Origin of the sequence: Arthrobacter sp. ZGTC131 (assembly GCF_002929275.1) — a bacterium.
Taxonomy (GTDB): domain Bacteria; phylum Actinomycetota; class Actinomycetes; order Actinomycetales; family Micrococcaceae; genus Arthrobacter.
Genome location: NZ_PJIK01000009.1, coordinates 112402 through 126455 on the forward strand (window position 1 = coordinate 112402; position 14054 = coordinate 126455).

Consider the following 14054-nt stretch of genomic DNA (forward strand, 5'->3'; position numbering starts at 1 on the left):
ATTCCTGTTCAGTCGGGTTCGGCCGGGCGTCTACAGCGGGGGCAGGATGTCCCGGGCTTCACGGGATTCCATGCCTGCGGCCTCCAGCAGGTCCACCATCAGCGGCCGGAAGAGCATCACCACGGTTTCGCCTTCCAGCCGCTCCACTTCCAGCATCTTCGGATGCAGCCGGCCGGCGATCGTGCCCAGCTCCTGCCTGGCGCTGCGCAGGTGGGAGCTGCGGGCGCCCTCGTGGACTTCAGCAAGCCCCAGTGAGAGTTCGTCGATGGCCGCCGCTGTCTCCTGCAGGACATCGGCAATGTTCTCGGTGGCTTCGTCGGTGAGTGCCGCGTGATTGATGGCGCTGGTCAGCCTGCGGGCAAAGACGCGGCTGTTGCGCAGCGCGAGGTCGATGTAATCCAGCGACTGCTCCAGCCGGTCCAGTTCGTCCCGGTGCCTCCGGTAGGCGGGTGCCAGCGTGGCCACCTCGCCGGATGCCCGCAGCGAGTGCCGCATGGCATCCACCAGCGGCTGGCTGCTACGGCCGCGGACCAGGGCGTGCCAGGCCTGGGTGGAGTCGCTGTACGTCAGTGCCGAGGCGCACTCGCGCAGCACTTCCGCCAGTTCATGGAGCAGCTTCTGGACGTCCTTGCGCGGTTCCCGGCGCGGGTCCTTGGGCGCCAGGACGGTCACGAGCAGGGCGACGACGCCGCCCACCACGGCGTCGAGGCTCCGGGTGAAAGGCCCGCCCGCGGGCGGCGGCAGGAGCACCACCAGCAGTGACTGCAGCGCCAGCTGCGTGGTGAAGATGTTGCCGCTGTCCAGGAAGCGGGCCAGCAGGATCGAAATCAAAAGGACGACGGCGGCCTGCCAGATCCCGGCCCCGAGCCAGTGGAGCAGCAGATCGCCCACCGCAATGCCAATGGTGCAGCCCAGGCCCACCTCAATCACCCTCCGCAAGCGCGGATCACGGGAAAAACCCAGGGCGATCAGGGCGGACGTGGCGGCGAACAACGGGCCGGAATGGCCCAGGACATACTCCGCGAAGGCGTAAGCTCCCACAGCGCCGACGGTCATCTGGATCCCGGGGATCAGCGAGTTCCGGCTGCGGACCAGCCCGGTGCGGATCCGGCCGCGAAGGAACCGTCTGCTTGCGGAGAGTCCGGTCTGGGCCATGGCTTCAGTCTATTGCCGGAGCTGCCCTCGACTTTGCCCCGGGCCTATTTGGCCGCCCACGGGTCGGCGATGCCGATGTACTGGGTGGTGGTGTACTCGGCGATGCCTTCGGAGCCCCCTTCGCGGCCGAGCCCGGACTGTTTGACTCCGCCGAAGGGAGCGGCGGCGTTGGAGATGACCCCGGCGTTGAAGCCCACCATGCCGAATTCGATCTGCTCGGCCACGCGCAGCAGCCGGTTGAAGTCACGGCTGTAGACGTAGGAAGCCAGGCCGTATTCGCTGGCGTTGGCGAGGCAGACCGCGTCCTCCTCGGTGGTGAAGGTGGTCACCGGGGCAACCGGGCCGAAGATTTCCTGCCGGAGGATCTCGGCGTCATTGGGTACGTTCGCGAGCACCGTGGGCTGGTAGAAGTAGCCCGGACGGTCCACCGGCGCTCCTCCCGTGCTGGCGGTAGCACCGGCGTCGACGGCGGCGGTTACCAGGGCGTGGACGTCGTCGCGGGCGCCGGCGTCGATGAGGGGCCCCACCTGGGTGTCCGGTTCGGTGCCGCGGCCGGTGGTCAGTGCGGCCATCGCAGCGGCGAACTTCCGGGTGAACTCTGCTGCCACGGTTTCCTGGACCAGGAAGCGGTTGGCTGCGGTGCAGGCCTCGCCCATGTTCCGCATTTTGGCGGCCATGGCGCCTTCCACGGCCTTGTCCAGGTCGGCGTCCTCGAACACGATGAACGGGGCGTTGCCGCCGAGTTCCATGGAGGTGCGCAGGACGTTCTGTGCGGCGTCTGCCATGAGGCGCTTGCCCACAGGAGTGGAACCCGTGAAGGAAACCTTGCGCAGCCGCGGGTCTGCCAGCAGCGGGCCGGAGATCCCGGCTGCGCTGGAGGAGGACACCACGTTGAGGACGCCCGCGGGAAGGCCGGCGTCGAGCATGGTCTGGGCGAACAGCTGCGCCGTCAGGGGCGTCAGCTTCGCCGGCTTCAGGACCATGGTGCAGCCGGCTGCGACGGCGGGGGCGACCTTGCGCGTGGCCATGGCGAGCGGAAAGTTCCAGGGCGTGATCAGCAGGCAGGGCCCCACCGGCTTTTTCTGGACCAGGATCTTGTTCTTGCCCTCGGGGGTGGTGAGGTAGCGGCCGTAGTCGCGCACCGCCTCCTCGGAGAACCAGCGCAGGAACTCGGTGCCGTAGGTGACTTCGCCGCGCGCTTCGGCGAGGGGCTTGCCCATCTCCAGGGTCATCAGCAGCGCGAACTCCTCGGCCCGTGCTGTCACAAGGTCAAAGGCGCGGCGCAGGATTTCGGCGCGTTCCCGCGGTGCGGTCCGGGCCCAGGATGCCTGGGCGTTGTCCGCGGCGTCGAGCGCGGCGAGGGCGTCATGGCTCGTGGCGGAGGCCAGCGTGGCGAGGACCTCCCCGGTGGAAGGGTCGTGGACGTCGAACGTGCCGCCGTCGGACGCGTCCACCCACGTGCCGCCGATCAGCAGGCCGGTGGGGACGGAGGCCAGGAGGGCGGTTTCCTGTTCGGGGGTGACGGCAGGGGAGAGTACGGGGGAAGTGGTCATGCGGGGTCTCCTCGGGAAAGTACGGGGTTTCGGCAGGCTCAACCAGCGGGGTCGGCGTCGGCGGCTCTACCAGCGGGGTCCGCTCAGTAGCTTGCGGGCGGTTCGCTCACTGCTGGCGCAATGTAGTCGGCGGCGAGCGCTTCGGAGCCGCGGGCCAGGAGTGCGACGTCGGCGCCCACCAGGACGAAGGCAGCGCCGGCGTCGAGGTAGGCGCGGGCCGTGGCGGGGGCGAAAGCGTTCACGCCGGCGGGCTTGCCTGCCGCTTTGGCGGCGGCGATGCAGTGTTCGACGGCGGCGCGCACCTCGGGGTGTTCCTGCTGGCCCAGCAGCCCCATAGAGGCGGCAAGGTCGGCAGGGCCCAGGAAAATGGCGTCCACACCTTCCACGGACAGGATGTCTTCAACGGCCTCCACTGCAGCGGTCGATTCAATCTGGACGGTCAAGCTGATGGTCTCGCCGGCGCGGTTCAGGTAGTCCGGGACGCGGTTCCAGCGGGCGGCCCGGGCAAGGGCGGACCCCACGCCGCGGACGCCTTGCGGCGGATAGCGCGTGGCGGCCACCGCCGCCTCGGCCTCCGCCGCGGAGTTCACCATGGGCACCAGCAGGTTCTGGATCCCGAGGTCCAGGTACTGCTTGAACACCACCGTGTCGTTGACCGGCGGCCGCACCATCACGTGCCCCGGATAGCCGTGCACCGCCTGCAGCTGGGCCAGGATGGATTCGAGTCCGTTCGGGCTGTGTTCGGCGTCGATCAGGAGCCAGTCCAGGCCTGCCCCGGCGCAGATCTCGGCGACCAGCGGGCTGCCGGAGCACACCCACATTCCGGCCAGCGGCCGGTCTGCGGCGGCCAGGGCATCGCGGAACGTGGCGTCCGGTTCTACTCGAAGCGGCATGTGATGCTCCCCAGCGGTCCGTAGTCGGCGTGCACGGTGTCGCCCTTGTAGACCCACAGCGGGCGGGTGAAGGACCCGGCCAGGATGATGTCCCCGGCCTGCATGCCGTCCCCGTGGGCGGCAATCTTATTGGCGAGCCAGTGCACGCCGTTGGCCGGATGGTCCAGCACGCCTGCGGCGACGCCGGTCTCTTCCACCGTCTGGTTCTTGTACAGGATGGCGGAGACCCAGCGGAGGTCGACGGCGTCGGGGCGGACGGGATTGCCGCCCACCACCATGGCTCCCATGGCGGCGTTGTCCGCGATGGTGTCCACGATGGTCCGGCCCTCCATCTCGATCCGGGAATCGAGGATCTCGAGGGCCGGAACCACGTAGTCGGTGGCGTTCAGGACGCCAAAAATGGTGCAGCCGGGCCCTTTGAGCCCCTCTTTCAGGACAAACGCCAGTTCAACCTCCACCCGCGGATGCGTGTACTGGTCCCACTGCACGGAGCAGCCGGTCTCGAGGACCATGTCATCGAAGATGGCGCCGTAATCGGGTTCGGTGATGCCGGTAGCTGCCTGCATGGCTTTGGACGTGAGCCCGATCTTGCGGCCCACCAGCGTCCGGCCCGCTTCCTCGTTCCGCCGCCGCCACAGCTGCTGCACGGCATAGGAATCCTCCACCGTCATGTCCGGGTAGCGGGCCGTCAGCCGCGGCACCGGCTTGCGGTTCCGGCCGGCCTCGAGCAGTTCGTCCGCGATCGCCTCGATCGTCTTGGGATCCAGCACGCTAGACCTGCGCCCCGAGCTTGAAGCCCGTCTTTTCTCCGGCAGGGCCGTCCTCTTCCTTGCGGGTGTAGGAGAAGCCGTCCGCGCCCACGGTAACTGCCATTTCGGAGGCATCAGTGCGTTCGATGACGGGCTGCGGGTTTCCGTCCAGGTCCAGGACCAGGGAGGCCTCGGTGTACCAGGAGGGGACAACCGGGTTGCCCCACCAGTCGCGGCGCTGGTTGTCGTGCACGTCCCAGGTGACCACCGGGTTGTCGGGGTCGCCCGTGTAGTAGTCCTGCGTGTAGATCTCGATGCGGTGGCCGTCCGGGTCCAGGATGTAGAGGTAGAAGGCGTTGGAGACGCCGTGCCGGCCGGGGCCGCGTTCGATCCGGTCGGAGATGCGCAGTGCGCCCATCTTGTCGCAGATCTGAATGATGTTGTGCTTCTCGTGCGTGGCGAAGGCGACGTGGTGCATGCGCGGGCCGTTGCCGCCGGTCAGGGCGGTGTCGTGCACCGTCTGCTTGCGGTGCATCCACACGGCGTATGAGACGCCGTCGGAATCCTGGATGTCTTCGGAAACGCGGAAGCCGAGGTCCTCGAGGTACTTGCGGCCGCGCGGGACATCCGGGGTGACCTGGTTGAAGTGGTCCAGCCGCACCAGTTCTCCGGCGGAGTAGAGGTCATAGCGCTGGGTGAGGCGTTCCACATGCTCGGTCTCGTAGAAGAACTCGTACGGGAAGCCCAGCGGGTCCTCGACGCGGACGGAGTCGCCGATGCCCTTGGTGAAGCCCTCCTTGCGGCGCTCGGTGCGGCAGCCGAGCTCCTTGTAGTAGGCCTCGGCGGCGTCCACCTCGGCGGGGGACTTCACCCGGTAGGCGAAGGCGGCCACTGCGGCGATGGGTCCCTTGCGGAGGACCAGGTTGTGGTGGATGAACTCCTCGAGGGAGCGCAGGTAGATGGCGTTTTCATCTTCCTCGGTGACGTGCAGGCCGAGGACGTCAACGTAGAACTCGCGGGACTTGGCGAGGTCGGTGACCACGATTTCCATGTAGGCGCAGCGGACGATGTCCGGTGCCGGGACGCTGGGGGTGGGGACGAAGTTGTTCATGGGATTCTCTCTTCTTTGAAAGGGGTCTTGGGCGATGGACGACGGCGGCGGGCAGGCTGGGGTGCCGGCGTCGCCTACGCGCCGAATTTGGGCGTGTGGACGGAGCCGAGGGTGATGTGCACGGCCTGCTGGTCGGTGTAGAAATCGATGGAGCGGTAGCCGCCTTCGTGGCCCAGGCCGGAGGCCTTGACGCCGCCGAACGGGGTGCGGAGGTCGCGGACGTTGTGGCTGTTGAGCCACACCATGCCGGCCTCGACGTTCTGGGAGAAGTTGTGGGCCCGGGTCAGGTTCTGGGTCCAGATGTAGGCGGCGAGCCCGTACTTGGTGTTGTTCGCCAACGCCAGCGCCTCGTCGTCGTTCTCGAACGGCGTAATCGCGACGACGGGGCCGAAGATTTCCTCCTGGAAGATCCGCGCGTCGGGTGCGACGTCGGCGAACACGGTGGGGGCGATGTAGTTGCCTTCCGGGAGGTGCTCCGGGCGGCCGCCGCCGGCCAGCAGCCGGCCTTCGGACTTGCCGATCTCCACGTAGGACGCCACCTTTTCGTAGTGCTCCGGGTGGACCAGGGCACCCACCTGCGTCTTGGGGTCGTGCGGATCGCCGACGACGATCTTCTTGGCGCGGGCGGCGTACTTTTCGCAGAACTCGTCGTAGATGGCGCGCTCGACCAGGATGCGGGAGCCGGCGGTGCAGCGCTCGCCGTTGAGCGAGAAGACGCCGAACAGGGCGGAGTCGATCGCGGCGTCAAGGTCGGCGTCCGCGAACACCACGCACGGGGACTTGCCGCCGAGCTCCATGGACAGGCCCTTAAGGTTGGCGGCGGCGTTGCGGAAGATCGTCTGCCCCGTGGTGGTCTCGCCGGTGAAGGAGATCAGCGGGACGTCCGGGTGCTTGACCAGGGCGTCGCCGGCTTCCTCACCGAGGCCGTTGACCAGGTTGAAGACGCCGTCCGGCAGGCCCGCGTCCTTGAAGATCTGCGCCCACAGCGAGGCGGAGAGCGGGGTGAACTCGGCCGGTTTGAGGACCACGGTGTTGCCGGTGGCCAGTGCCGGGGCCAGCTTCCAGGATTCCAGCATGAACGGGGTGTTCCACGGGGTGATCAGGCCGGCGACGCCGATCGGCTTGCGGTTCACGTAGTTGATCTGCGAGCCGGGCACCTTCATGGCGTCGTCGAACTGGGCCACGATCAGGTCCGCGAAGAAGCGGAAGTTCTCCGCTGCGCGCAGGGCCTGGCCCTTGGCCTGGGTGATCGGCAGGCCGGTGTCGAATGTTTCGAGTTCGGCGAGGCGTGCTTCCTGGGCCTCGACGGCGTCGGCGATTTTGTTCAGGACGCGGGCGCGTTCGCGCGGCTTCATCTTTGGCCACGGGCCGTTGACGAAGGCTTCGCGGGCCGCGGCGACGGCGAGGTCGATGTCCTCCTTCTGGCCGGCCGCGGCGGTGGCGTAGTTGTTGTTGGACACCGGGTCCAGGACGTCGAAGGTCTTGCCGCCCACGGAGTCAACGAACTCGCCGTTGATGTAGTGCTGGATGTGGGCGGGGAGGTCCTCGGGGATGTAGTGCGTCTTCGTTTCCGGGGCAGTGAACGTCATTGTTTTTCCTTACTGCTGTGCGGTCTGCGGGGTCTGGTGGTCGGTTGCGGCGGCCAGGTAGGCGTCCAGGGTGGCGCTGCGGTGGAGTCGTGCTGCTTTCTCTATGTCGTCTGCGCTGGCACCGATTTCGATGAGCCGGAGCAGCGCTTCGTGTTCGTCCACGGACTGATGAGCGCGTCCGGGGACAAAGCGGAACGTCGAGGAGCGCAGGGAGGCCAGGCGGTTCCAGCCGCGGTGGACGAGGTCCAGGATGTGCGGGTTGGGGCAGTGCTCGAAGAGGACGCTGTGGAAGTCTTGGTTCAGCTGCGTGAAGCGGACAGGATCGAAATGGTGCAGGCATTCCCGCATCTCCTCGTTCACGGCACGCGCCCGGGCGATGGCCACGGAATCGATCAGCGGGGCGGACAGCGCGGTGGCGGCGCCCTCCACGATGCTCAGCGTCTGCATGGTGTACAGGTATTCCGTGGGGTCGATGCCGGACACGGTGGCGCCGACGTTGCGCTCGAACTTCACCAGGCCCTCGGCTTCGAGCCGCCTGATGGCTTCCCGTACCGGAACCACACTGACGCCCAGGTCCTCGGCGATCTTGGCCAGCACCAGCCGGTAGCCGGGGGAGTAGGTCCCGTCGATGATCCTGGCCTTAACGGCGGCGTAGGCCTGCTCCGACTTGCTGCCCGTGCTGGTACCTGCGGCGGTGACAGTCTCAGTCATTGGCTTTGTCCGTTTCCCATTGTTCGTACTTGGCCCGCCACTCGTCGTTCAGCGGGTAGAGCCCGTCCACGCTGTGGCCCTGCTGCACCATGTCGGCGATGAAGACTTCCTCGCGTTCCTGGGCGATCGAATCGTCCGCGAGCTCTTCGGCGAGGGCCGGCGGGATGACCAGGATGCCGTCCGAGTCGGCCACGATGATGTCGCCCGGCTGCACGGTGGTGCCGCCGCAGGCGATGGTGATGTCCGTGTCCCACGGGATGTGGCGGCGGCCAAGCACCGCGGGATGCGGGTTGGCATAATACGTGGGCATGTCCATTGCGGCCACGGCGGCGAAGTCACGGACGCCGCCGTCAGTGATGATGGCGGCCGCGCCGCGGACCTGCGCGCGGAGGGCGAGGATGTCCCCGATGGTGCCGGTGCCCTTCTCGCCGCGGGCCTCCATCACCAGGATCTCGCCCTCATTGACCAAGTCGATCGCCCTCTTCTGGGCGTTGAAGCCGCCGCCGTGGGTCTTGAACAGGTCCTCGCGGTTGGGTACGTAGCGCAGGGTCCGGGCCAGGCCCACGATCCGCTTCTCCGGGCGGGTGGAGGTGAGGCCGTCGATGCTGACGTTGTTGAGGCCGCGCTTGCGCAGCTGGGAGGACAGGGTGGCGGTGCAGACGCTTTCCAGCTTGGCCTTCAGTTCAGGGGCCAAGACAGGTCCGACGGCGGCTGCCTCCGCCGCAGCAAGGCCGGCCGCTTCGCGCGACCCGTAGGCTTCCTCGCGCTGGAGATCATCGGTCTTGGGCCGGGCGCCGAAGTCGGCGAACGCCGTCGTGCCCTCCTCGACTTTGGTGACCAGCCGGCCGGTGGTGATGCCCGGAGCGGCGCCGCCCGCCGTCGTCGTGCTGGTGCTGGTTTCAGCGGTGCTGACTTCAACTGTGCTGACTTCAACCTCGACGACGTCGCCCGGCTTGGCGACGGACGCGCCGGCCGGCGTGCCGGTGAGGATGATGTCACCCTCTTCGAGGGTGAGCAGCTGGGACAGATCGGCGACGAGCCGGGCGAACGGGAAGAGGAGGTCCTCGGTGGTGTCGTCCTGGACCAGCTCGCCGTTGTGCCAAGCCCTGATCCGCAGTTTCGCGGGGTCCACCGCATCGGCGGCGATCAGTCCCGGGCCCACAGGCGTGAAACCGTCTCCGCCCTTGGAGCGGAGGTTGGAGCCCTTGTCCGCGTAGCGGAGGTCGTAGACGCCCAGGTCGTTGCTGGCGGTGACCCACTCGACGTGGCTCCAGGCGTCCTCGAGGCCGACGCGGCGGGCGGGCTTGCCGATGATCAGGGCGATCTCGCCTTCGTAGCCGAGGAGTTCGCAGCCGGCGGGGCGTTCCACTGTTGAGCCGGTGAGGGCCAGGGAGGACGATGGTTTGAGGAAGTAAGAGGGCTGCTCCGGTGTGCGGCCGCGCTGGGCAGCCCGGCTGGGGTAGTTGATATGCACCGCGATGACCTTGCGGGCCGCAGCGAGGATGTGGTCAGTGACCTGTTCCAAGAGTTACTCCTCATCGAGTACGAAATCGTATACGAAAACTATTGCCCAAGAAGCGCGGGGCGTCAACCCCTGTTTGGCAGGGACTTTTCGGGCACTTGTAACCCATGTCATATCTGGCGTACAGTTCTGGATCAACGACGATGTTTCGATTATGGAACTGGTAGTTCTAATATCGAACATCAATGGCGATAGTCAGCCACACAACGAAGTGAGGAAAGCCCGTGCAGTTCCACCACCACGGTTACGTTTCAGGTGACCCGCGAGTCCAACCGGCCGCCGGCGTCGGCATCGACCGGCCAACAGAGCTTCCCGACGAAGTGGACGTGCTCATCGTGGGCACCGGGCCTGCGGGCATGCTCACGGCAGCGCAGCTGTCCCAGTTCCCGGGCGTCACGACGCGGATCGTCGAGCGCCGGGACGGCAGGCTCGCCATTGGCCAGGCCGACGGCATCCAGGCCCGGAGTGTCGAGACGTTCCAGGCCTTCGGCTTTGCCGAGCGGATCACCGCAGAGGCGTACCGCATCACCGAGATGGCCTTCTGGAAGCCGGACCCCGCGGATCACTCCCGCATCGTCCGCGCAGCCCGCGCCGTGGACGACCCCGCCGGCATCAGCGAGTTCCCGCACCTGATCGTCAACCAGGCCCGCGTGCTGGACTACTTCGCCGAGTTCATGGCCAACTCGCCCAGCCGCATGGCGCCAGACTACGGCTATGAGTTCCGCAGCCTCGAGGTCACCGGCGCGGGGGAGTACCCCGTCACAGTGACGCTCCTGCACACGGCCGGCCCCGATGAGGGCCGGGAGCGCGTTGTCCGGGCCAAGTACGTTGTCGGTGCAGACGGCGCGCGTAGCAAGGTGCGGGAATCGATCGGCTGCACCCTCGCCGGCGACCAGGCCAACCACGCCTGGGGCGTCATGGACGTCCTTGCCGCCACGGACTTCCCCGACATCCGGCTGAAGTGTGCCATCCAGTCGGGTGAAGGCGGCAGCATCCTGCTGATCCCGCGCGAAGGCGGCCACCTCTTCCGCATGTACGTCGACCTCGGCGAAGTAAACCCGAATGACAAGGGCGCAGTGCGCAGCACCACCATCGAGCAGATCATCGCCAAGGCGAACGATATCCTCCACCCCTACACGCTCGACGTCCGCAACGTCGCCTGGCACAGCGTGTACGAGGTGGGCCACCGCCTCACTGACCGGTTCGACGACGTCCTGCCGGAGGACCGGGGCACCCGTACGCCGCGCGTGTTCATCACCGGCGACGCGTGCCACACCCACAGCGCCAAGGCCGGCCAGGGCATGAACGTCTCCATGCAGGACGGCTTCAACCTGGGCTGGAAGCTCGGGCATGTGCTGGAGGGCCGTAGCCCGGAGAGCCTGCTGTCCACCTACTCGGCCGAACGCCAGGTCATCGCGAAGAACCTCATCGACTTCGACAAGGAGTGGTCCACGCTCATGGCGAAGAAGCCCGAGGAATTCGAGAACCCCTCGGAGCTCGAGGACTTCTACGTCAGCACCGCCGAATTCCCGGCAGGCTTCATGACCCAGTACGCCCCGTCCATGCTCATTGGCGAGCCGGCGCACCAGGATCTCGCCACCGGGTTCACTATCGGCAAGCGCTTCAAGTCAGCGCCCGTAGTTCGGGTCTGCGACACCAACCCGGTTCACCTTGGCCACCAGGCGAAGGCCGACGGCCGGTGGCGGATCTACGTGTTCGCGGACGCGGCAGCGCCCGCGGCGGGACAGAACGGCGCCCCGTCGCCGACCACGGAATTCGCCGCGTGGATCGCGACGGCGGCCGACTCGCCGCTGGCCGCAACGCCGTCGGGCGCCGACCGCGATGCCTGGTTCGACGTGAAGGTGATCTACCAGCAGGACCACACCAGCATCGACATCGGCGCCGTGCCGGCGGCGTTCAAGCCTCAGGTGGGGCCGTTCCGGCTCACCTACCTGGAGAACGTCTACGCCACCGATCCGGCGGCTGACATCTTCGAACTGCGCGGCATCAACCGCGGCGGCGCCGTCGTCGTGGTGCGCCCGGACCAGTACGTGGCAAACGTCCTGCCCCTGACGGCGACGGCGGAGCTCGCCGCGTTCTTCGCGCCTCTCCTGAACCGGCGTCAGACAGCGGCAGCCTGAGCTGGCCGGGTCCTGTATTCGGCAGCGGCGTACACACCCAGGATCCGCACCTCGGTGGTGAAGAAGTCCAGCTCCTCCAGGGCAAGCTTCAGCGGCAGGTCCTCCGGGTGTCCCTCCACGTCGGCCATGAACATGGTGGCAGCAAACTCGTCGCCCACCATGTAGCTCTCCAGCCGGGTCATGTTCACGCCGTTGGTGGCGAACCCGCCCAGTGCCTTGTAGAGCGCGGACGGGACGTTCCGGACGCGGAACACGAAGCTGGTCACTGCCGGCCCGGGCAACTCGTCTCGGGTCGGCAGTTTCTTTTCAGGCGCCAGGACCACGAAGCGGGTGGTGTTGGAGGGGTCGTCCTCGACGGCGGAAGCCAGCACTTCCAGGCCGTAGAGTTGCGCTGCCAGCGGGGGAGCAAGGGACAGTTTGGCGGGGTCGTTCCATTCCCGGACCTCGCGGGCTGACCCTGCGGTGTCTCCGGCGATCACGGGCTTGAGGCCGGCGCTGCGGATCAGCTTCCGGCATTGGCCCAGGGCGTGGATGTGGCTGTGGACCTCGGTGGCCGCCTCGATGGTGCTCCCCGGGATGCCTAGCAGGTCGAAGTGGATGGGCAGGAAGAACTCACCCACGATCTGCAGGTGGGACTGGGGCAGCAGAATATGGATGTCCGCCACCCTGCCGGCGATCGAATTCTCGATCGGGATCATGGCAAGGTCAGCCTCGCCGCTAGACACCAGTTCGAATGCGTCCTCGAAACTGGCACTCGGGATACTTTCCAGCTCGGGGAACATCTGGATGCAAGCGATATTGGAGTTGGCGCCGGGCTCACCCTGGTACGCAATCTTTTGGGCCATGCTCCGTATGGTTTCACGCGTGGCGCCCCGCCACTCACCCAGGTGACAATCGATGTCGTAATGGACGCCGAATACGACAACAAGGAGGCCGGGGTGTCTTCTGCGCCCCGGCCTCCTTGTTGTCGTCGTTCTTTTGAACCGAAGCCTAGCCGTTGATTACCTGTGGCACGCCGAGGGCTTTGAGGCCTTCCACGCCGAATTCCAGGCCGTAGCCGGACTGCTTCGCGCCGCCGAAGGGGACGCGGGGGTCCACGGCGCCGTGCTTGTTGATCCAGACAGTGCCGGCCTGGATCCGGGCGGCGACTTTCCGGGCCGCGGGCAGGTCGGGGGACCAGACAGAGGCGCCGAGTCCGACGTCGAGGGCGTTAGCCATGGCCACGGCTTCGTCTACGGTGCTGTAGCGGATGATCGGCAGGGCGGGGCCGAACTGTTCCTCGGCCACCAGCGGGTTGTTGTTGTCGATGTCGGCCACGAGGGTGGCGGGGTAGAAGTGTCCGGGCTGGCCGGGGTCGGGGTTGCCGCCGAGCAGGATGCGGGCGCCGGATTCCCTGGCGGCTTCCACGAGTCCGGCGACGATGTCGTATTGGGCTTTGTTCTGGAGCGGGCCCAGGACGTTGTTTTCGTCGAGGCCGACCCCCATGGGCATGGCTGCGGCGACCTTGGTGAGTTCTTCGCAGACGGCGTCGTAGATGTCGTCGTGGACGTAGAGGCGTTTGAGGGCGGCGCAGGTCTGGCCGGTGTTGATGAAGGCGCCCCAGAAGAGGTCTTCGGCGATGGTTTTGGGGTCGGCGTCGGGCAGGACGATGCCGGCGTCGTTGCCGCCGAGTTCCAGGGTGAGGCGTTTGACGGTGTCGGCGGAGGATTTGATGATGGCCCGACCGGCGGCGGTGGAGCCGGTGAACATGATTTTTCCGACGGCGGGGTGTTCGGCCAGGCGGGCGCCGACTTCGCGGTCTCCGGAGACGACGGTCAGGACGCCGTCGGGGAGTTCTTCGTTGAGGACCTTGGCCAGGGCCAGGACGGAGAGCGGGGTCATTTTGGAGGGTTTGACCACCACGGTGTTGCCCATCCGGAGGGCGGGGGCGATCTGCCAGATGGTGATCATCATGGGCCAGTTCCAGGGGCCGATGGCGCCGACGACGCCGATGGGCTGGTAGTGGAGTTCGGCGTAGGTTTGGCCGTCGTCGACGACGGTTTCGGGTTCCAGGGGTGTGATGGCGGTGGCGCGGAGCCAGGCGGCGCAGGCGCCGACTTCGAAGCGGGCGTTGGGGCCGTTGAGGGGCTTACCTTGCTCGCGGGAGAGGAGCCGGGCGAGTTCTTCGGCGGAGCGTTCGACGGCGTCGGCGGCCTTGAGGAGCGCGGCGGACCTGGCGTCGTGGCCCAGCGCGGCCCAGGCCGGCTGGGCTTCCGCGGCGGCGGTGATGGCGTGTTCGAGGTCCTCGAGGGTGTGGACCGGGGCGTCGCCGACCGGGGTGCCGGTGGCGGGGTCAAGGATGGTCCGGCTGTTGGAGCCGGCGTCCGCGGTGATCGAGGCCAGCAGGGCGTCGTAGGTTTCCATGGGGTACTCCACTTCGAGTAGGCAATGCGCACCGGCCGGCATGGCCTGAGGCTATGTCTCGAGTCTGCCCGGCCGGCGCCGGGGAGTCTTGTGTATCCGCGAACGGCTCTTGACCCCAGGCGAACTTTTTTGCGCCGGTGCACCGCGTAACAAACGGCCGACTCACAGCACTTTGTTGCCTATTAGGCAATGTCTGATGTTCGATAGTCACATTGTGAGTTGCATCA

At 67.1% G+C, this 14054-nt stretch carries 11 protein-coding genes; 1 reads left to right on the top strand and 10 read right to left on the bottom strand.

Annotated elements, in window-relative coordinates; all coding sequences use genetic code 11:
- Positions 1-30: 30 nt before the first annotated feature.
- The 8 genes from CXQ90_RS12875 to CXQ90_RS12910 form a co-directional block, all read right to left on the bottom strand.
- On the bottom strand, positions 31-1155 hold the full coding sequence (locus CXQ90_RS12875; RefSeq protein WP_104139645.1) for an aromatic acid exporter family protein: 1125 nt from the start codon (positions 1153-1155) through the stop codon (positions 31-33).
- A gap of 44 nt (positions 1156-1199) precedes the next feature.
- On the bottom strand, positions 1200-2708 hold the full coding sequence (locus tag CXQ90_RS12880) for an NAD-dependent succinate-semialdehyde dehydrogenase (protein ID WP_104139646.1): 1509 nt from the start codon (positions 2706-2708) through the stop codon (positions 1200-1202).
- A gap of 83 nt (positions 2709-2791) precedes the next feature.
- Positions 2792-3601, bottom strand: coding sequence for an aldolase/citrate lyase family protein (locus CXQ90_RS12885; protein ID WP_104139648.1), 810 nt, complete (start codon positions 3599-3601; stop codon positions 2792-2794).
- Positions 3586-4371, bottom strand: a complete 786-nt coding sequence (gene hpaH / locus CXQ90_RS12890; RefSeq protein ID WP_104139649.1) for a 2-oxo-hept-4-ene-1,7-dioate hydratase — start codon at positions 4369-4371, stop codon at positions 3586-3588. Before hpaH ends, CXQ90_RS12885 begins: the two co-directional genes overlap by 16 nt.
- A 1-nt stretch (position 4372) precedes the next feature.
- The gene (hpaD, locus tag CXQ90_RS12895) at positions 4373-5461 is read right to left on the bottom strand and encodes a 3,4-dihydroxyphenylacetate 2,3-dioxygenase (protein ID WP_104139651.1); all 1089 of its coding nucleotides are present in this window, start codon (positions 5459-5461) and stop codon (positions 4373-4375) included.
- Positions 5462-5535: 74 nt separating this feature from the next.
- A complete protein-coding gene (hpaE, locus tag CXQ90_RS12900; protein WP_104139652.1) occupies positions 5536-7050 on the bottom strand; it encodes a 5-carboxymethyl-2-hydroxymuconate semialdehyde dehydrogenase in 1515 nt (504 codons plus the stop codon).
- Between the two features lie 9 nt (positions 7051-7059).
- Complete coding sequence (locus CXQ90_RS12905; RefSeq protein ID WP_104139654.1) at positions 7060-7761, bottom strand: GntR family transcriptional regulator; 702 nt, start codon at positions 7759-7761, stop codon at positions 7060-7062.
- Positions 7754-9286: a fumarylacetoacetate hydrolase family protein gene (locus CXQ90_RS12910; protein ID WP_104139655.1), complete on the bottom strand. Its 1533-nt coding sequence runs from the start codon at positions 9284-9286 to the stop codon at positions 7754-7756. Before CXQ90_RS12910 ends, CXQ90_RS12905 begins: the two co-directional genes overlap by 8 nt.
- A 221-nt stretch (positions 9287-9507) precedes the next feature.
- Here CXQ90_RS12910 and CXQ90_RS12915 point away from each other — a divergent pair, with 221 nt between their 5' ends.
- Positions 9508-11424, top strand: coding sequence for an FAD-binding monooxygenase (locus CXQ90_RS12915; RefSeq protein WP_104139657.1), 1917 nt, complete (start codon positions 9508-9510; stop codon positions 11422-11424).
- Here CXQ90_RS12915 and CXQ90_RS12920 read toward each other — a convergent pair.
- Both CXQ90_RS12920 and CXQ90_RS12925 read right to left on the bottom strand, forming a co-directional pair.
- Positions 11406-12269: a prephenate dehydratase gene (locus CXQ90_RS12920; RefSeq protein ID WP_104139658.1), complete on the bottom strand. Its 864-nt coding sequence runs from the start codon at positions 12267-12269 to the stop codon at positions 11406-11408. The two genes, CXQ90_RS12915 and CXQ90_RS12920, sit on opposite strands and share 19 nt — an antisense overlap.
- 145 nt (positions 12270-12414) lie before the next feature.
- Positions 12415-13827 (bottom strand): aldehyde dehydrogenase family protein, encoded by a 1413-nt coding sequence (locus tag CXQ90_RS12925; RefSeq protein WP_104139660.1) that lies wholly within the window; start codon positions 13825-13827, stop codon positions 12415-12417.
- Between the last annotated feature and the right edge of the window lie 227 nt (positions 13828-14054).

Coding starts and splice junctions, on each gene's coding strand:
- hpaD (WP_104139651.1), bottom strand. CDS start 5,461: ATGAACAACTTCGTCCCCACCCCCAGCGTCCCGGCACCGGACATCGTC.
- CXQ90_RS12905 (WP_104139654.1), bottom strand. CDS start 7,761: ATGACTGAGACTGTCACCGCCGCAGGTACCAGCACGGGCAGCAAGTCG.
- CXQ90_RS12880 (WP_104139646.1), bottom strand. CDS start 2,708: ATGACCACTTCCCCCGTACTCTCCCCTGCCGTCACCCCCGAACAGGAA.
- hpaE (WP_104139652.1), bottom strand. CDS start 7,050: ATGACGTTCACTGCCCCGGAAACGAAGACGCACTACATCCCCGAGGAC.
- CXQ90_RS12885 (WP_104139648.1), bottom strand. CDS start 3,601: ATGCCGCTTCGAGTAGAACCGGACGCCACGTTCCGCGATGCCCTGGCC.
- CXQ90_RS12920 (WP_104139658.1), bottom strand. CDS start 12,269: ATGGCCCAAAAGATTGCGTACCAGGGTGAGCCCGGCGCCAACTCCAAT.
- CXQ90_RS12925 (WP_104139660.1), bottom strand. CDS start 13,827: ATGGAAACCTACGACGCCCTGCTGGCCTCGATCACCGCGGACGCCGGC.
- CXQ90_RS12875 (WP_104139645.1), bottom strand. CDS start 1,155: ATGGCCCAGACCGGACTCTCCGCAAGCAGACGGTTCCTTCGCGGCCGG.